This is a genomic window from Mycobacterium sp., from assembly GCF_050701515.1.
GTDB lineage: Bacteria > Actinomycetota > Actinomycetes > Mycobacteriales > Mycobacteriaceae > Mycobacterium.
Window position 1 is genome coordinate 1 of record NZ_JBOGDB010000011.1, and the last position, 4231, is coordinate 4231.

General features: G+C 69.4%; 5 protein-coding genes. 1 reads left to right on the forward strand and 4 read right to left on the reverse strand.

What is annotated here, in order from left to right:
• Nucleotides 1-88: 88 nt before the first annotated feature.
• Nucleotides 89-781, reverse strand: coding sequence for a hypothetical protein (locus tag ACRDU5_RS01100; RefSeq protein WP_526612376.1), 693 nt, complete (start codon nt 779-781; stop codon nt 89-91).
• A gap of 39 nt (nt 782-820) precedes the next feature.
• Nucleotides 821-1837 (reverse strand): uroporphyrinogen decarboxylase/cobalamine-independent methonine synthase family protein, encoded by a 1017-nt coding sequence (locus ACRDU5_RS01105; protein WP_526612377.1) that lies wholly within the window; start codon nt 1835-1837, stop codon nt 821-823.
• Nucleotides 1838-1904: 67 nt separating this feature from the next.
• On the opposite strand from ACRDU5_RS01105, the gene ACRDU5_RS01110 reads away from it, so the two are divergent.
• Nucleotides 1905-2549 carry a sensor domain-containing protein gene (locus tag ACRDU5_RS01110; protein ID WP_526612378.1) on the forward strand — a complete coding sequence of 215 codons (645 nt, stop codon included), beginning with the start codon at nt 1905-1907 and terminating at the stop codon, nt 2547-2549.
• 48 nt (nt 2550-2597) lie between these two features.
• Here the strand turns inward: ACRDU5_RS01110 and mnmA are convergent, their stop codons facing one another.
• Both mnmA and ACRDU5_RS01120 read right to left on the reverse strand, forming a co-directional pair.
• Nucleotides 2598-3689: a tRNA 2-thiouridine(34) synthase MnmA gene (gene mnmA, locus ACRDU5_RS01115; protein ID WP_526612379.1), complete on the reverse strand. Its 1092-nt coding sequence runs from the start codon at nt 3687-3689 to the stop codon at nt 2598-2600.
• Nucleotides 3686-4231, reverse strand: a 546-nt coding sequence (locus ACRDU5_RS01120; RefSeq protein WP_526612380.1) for a cysteine desulfurase family protein, incomplete at its 5' end; no start/stop codon positions are given. The genes mnmA and ACRDU5_RS01120, both read right to left, overlap by 4 nt.

Genomic DNA, 4231 nt, shown 5'->3' on the forward strand with positions numbered 1-4231 from the left:
AAGGCGAAATGAGCTTCGCGAGCCCATATCCCGACGTCCAAGTCAGGCACCGAGACTAGCTACCGCGAGATGGTTGCGTCGCAAGGACCTACGGCCGGCCTGACCGCGCAGCGTTCTGCGCCGCCCGCGCCTGCCGGTAGCCGAGGGCCGCGCCGACCGCGGGTATCAGAAGCAGGCCGGCCAGCCCGAACAGCGGATCGCTCGTCGAAGTGGATCGCGCCGCGCCCAGCTTGGGCACCAGCCGAGGTGGCTGACCGCGGTCGATCCGCGGCGGCTGCGGGAGGTCTATGACCACACGCTCTGGCGCCGGCGGCGCGACCTCGGGCGCGACCGGCATTTCGACCGGCGGATCGAAGTCGCGGTGCCGCACCACGGGCGGACGCCCGTTTCCGATCTTCACCCGCGGCGTTCGGACCGACACCGCGGGTGCCCCGCCATGGTCGGACCCCGATCGGGCGGACGGGCCAGGCTCCTCGACGACGCCGGGCTGGTCTGCCGCCGCGCGCTCGGCGATCGTCAGGTTCTCCGGCGCGCGAAGGCCCTCTTGATCGGTGCGAGCCGTTCCGACGCGCATGAGTGGGCCGTCGTCCGCCAGTGTCGGATTCCTGTCGAGGCGATCACCCTTGCCGCCGCGGTCCCAGCGCCCCCGGTCATCGCGGCTGGAATGAGACCCCGAGCCGCGATCGTCGGCAACCGCGGGGGTTGAGACGGGGCCGAAGGTCAGCAGAGACGCCGCGACGACACCGACACCCGCCGCAAGGCGAATGTTGGATCGGACCACAGGTATGCATTCTTACACATTGCCTTTGCCCGGCAAACGTCAATTCAAGATTGCGGCCGGGTCGGCGGCGACGGCATCGGTCGCTTGCTGGGTCAGCTCGGTCGCGGTACGCGCCCACTGCAGAGTCGCCCCGGCCAGCCCACACGTCGGCGTGATGCCGATGCTTTCAGGCAGCTCCGACCGCGCGAAGCCGAGTCGGTCGGTGAACGCGACCACCGACTTGGCGACCTCCTCCGCCGACAGCCTGCGTTCGGACGCGGTGGAAGGGACGACACCCAGCATCACGGTGCGGCCGGACTCGACGAACTCGCCCATGCCATCGAAATCGGCAGCCAACAGCGTTGAAAAGTCAACAGATAGCGCATGAATGGTACTGCGCTGCAACAGCTTCCAGGGCAGGCCCGGCGCACAGCTGTGCATCGCCACCTCGCCGCCGACGATGTCGACGCAGTCGTCCAGCAGCGCGGCAGCGACCGCTTCGTCGACCGGCTGCACCGGGGTCAGGCCGGTGACCCCGCTGAGTCGGCCCGTCAGCGCAGCGGGCAGCGACGGTTCGTCGAACTGAACCACCACGGGAGTGTCCAGCCGCCGGGCCACCTCGGCGCGATGAACGGAGACCCCCTCGGCCAGCGATCCGGCGAGGTCACGCACGGCGCCCGGATCGGTGACGGCCCGGTGCCCGTTGGCCAGTTCCAGTTCCGCGGCCAGCGTGATCGGGCCGGGTGCCTGCACCTTGACGGTCCGTTGCGCGCTGCGCAGCCCGGCCTTCTCCCAGGCCTCTTCGAGCGCGTCGATGTCCTCAGCGAGCAGACTGGCCGCGCGGCGAGTGACCGCACTACGCCCGGCGGCTACCCGATATCCACGGGGCACCGTGTCGATGCCGATGTCGACCAGCAGCGCACCGGCGCGGCCGATGAGGTCGGCCCCGACACCGCGTGCCGGCAACTCCACCAGATGCGGCAGCCTGTGCAATTCACCGACGACTACCTCGGCGGCCTGGCGCGGCGTGGTTCCGGGCCAGGACCCGATCCCGGTTGCCGCGGCGAAAGCACTCACTTGTCCAACACTATTCGCCACACGCGCAACACGCGTTAGTCTGCGAACCAGGAAGGGAGTCGACACCATGCCCGCACTGGCCGGCCAACTGGCGGTGTTGGGTGCCGCCACGCTACTGGCCGCGGGATGCGCGCAGACCATCCCGGGCACGGCACTGCGGGCCGCGCCGGGCATTGACGACGAGTCGCGGTCGCCGGTCGACGTCGAGACGGTGATGCTGGACCAGGCGCAGATGCGGGCGATCACCGGTGCCGGCGAGGACCTGACCATCGTCCCCAGCATGGACGGCAAGTTTCCGGTCGACGTCGGTGACCTGATGGACGGCACGCCGCCGGAGTGCCAGTGGTACTTCGCCGAGACGCAGACCTTCGGCGCCGATGTCGAGGAGTTCCACAAGACCACCTTCCAGTACCCGCCCGACGGCGGACTGATCTCCGAGGGCGCCGCCGCGTACCGCGACCCGCAGACCGCTCGCAACGCGTTCGCCAACCTGGTTGGGCTCGTCTACGACTGCGGGTCGACGACGCTCGGCTCGACGTTCATCGGTGAATGGACGGCGGATAACGACACGCTGCGGATGCGCTCGACCGGCGCGTGCGGCCGCGACTACCGGGTCAAGTCCGTCGTGCTCGTCGAGGTGTCGTTCTGTGCGTTCCCCGATTCGGTGCCCGACATCGTGATGACCAACATCTTGGCCAGGGTGCCGAACTAGTCGTCAATCTCCGGCGAAATGGGATTCCATGTCGCTAATCGCGAGGATTTACGACGCTGGCTCCTGTTTCGGCGCAGAAATGATGGTGGCGCTGCCGATCACCTCGTCGCCGTCGGCATCCGGGCGGTAGAGCACCACGGTCTGACCGGCGGCCACACCGCGTAGCGGGGCCCTCAGCTCGACCACCAGTTCGCCGTCGCGCAGCTCAGCCACGGCGTCGGTGATGCCGCCGTGCGCACGCACCTGCACGGCACACTCCACCGGACCGTCAGGCGCCGCACCGGAGGTGAAAACCGGCTTCTCGCCCGTCAGCCTCCACACCTCGAGATCGGCGGCGGCACCGACGTGCACCGTCGCGGTGTCGGCGTCGATGGCCGTCACGTAGCGGGGCTGCCCGTCCGGTCCGGGCCCGGCGATGCCGAGCCCCTTGCGCTGACCGATGGTGAAGCCGTGCACGCCGTCGTGTTCGGCCAGCACCGTCCCGCCGGCGTCGACGACCGTGCCGCGGCGCACCCCGATGCGGGTACCGAGGAACGCGCGCGTGTCACCGGACGGGATGAAACAGATGTCGTGGCTGTCCGGCTTTTCGGCGACGGCCAGGCCGCGGCGTGCCGCCTCGTCGCGGATCCGTGGCTTGGGGGTGTCGCCGATGGGAAATAGCGCATGGTGCAACTGCTCGGCGGTAAGCACACCGAGCACGTAGGACTGATCCTTGTCGCGGTCCACCGCACGGCGCAGCCGACCGTCCGACAGCCGCGCGTAGTGGCCGGTGGCGACGGCGTCGAAACCCAACGCCAGCGCGCGAGCCGACAGCGCGGAGAACTTGATCCGCTCATTGCACCGCACACACGGGTTCGGTGTTTCGCCGCGGGCGTACGACGACACGAAGTCGTCGATCACGTCCTCTTTGAATCGGTCCGCGAAATCCCAGACATAGAAAGGCATGTCAAGAACATCGGCGACACGACGGGCGTCGCCGGCGTCTTCCTTCGAGCAGCAGCCCCGCGATCCGGTGCGCAGCGTGCCCGGAGCCGCCGACAGCGCCAGGTGCACCCCGACCACGTCGTGACCGGCGTCCACCATGCGCGCCGCGGCGACCGACGAGTCGACGCCACCGCTCATCGCGACCAGGACCCTCATTGTCCAGCCGCTCCCGAACTGGCCAGCGCGGCCTGCCGCGCGCGGTCCACCGCGCCGGGCAGCACCTCGAGCGCGGCGTCGACATCGGCCTCGACACTGGTGTGGCCGAACGAAAGCCGCAGCGAGCCACGGGCACTGGCGGGATCGGCGCCCATTGCGATCAGGACGTGGGAGGGCTGCGCCACACCGGCAGTGCATGCCGAGCCCGTTGAGCATTCGATTCCCTTGGCGTCCAACAGCATCAGCAGCGAATCGCCCTCGCAGCCACGGAAGGTGAAGTGCGAGTTGCCGGGAAGCCGCTGTGCGCCCGTCGCCCCGTTGAGGGTTACGTCGGAGATGCTCGACAACACGCCGTCGACCAGCCGGTCACGCAACGCCTGCACGCGGGCGCTGGTGCTCTCCATGCCGCCGATCGCCACCTCGGCGGCCGTGCCCATCGCTACCGCTCCGGCGACATCCGGTGTGCCGGAACGGACGTCGCGTTCCTGGCCGCCACCGTGCAGTAGCGGCACGCAAGCCGTGTCGCGGCGCAGCAGCAGCGC

Excerpts from the sequence above, each read along its gene's own strand:
- ACRDU5_RS01110 (WP_526612378.1), top strand. The coding sequence starts at position 1,905 with ATGCCCGCACTGGCCGGCCAACTGGCGGTGTTGGGTGCCGCCACGCTA.
- mnmA (WP_526612379.1), bottom strand. The coding sequence starts at position 3,689 with ATGAGGGTCCTGGTCGCGATGAGCGGTGGCGTCGACTCGTCGGTCGCC.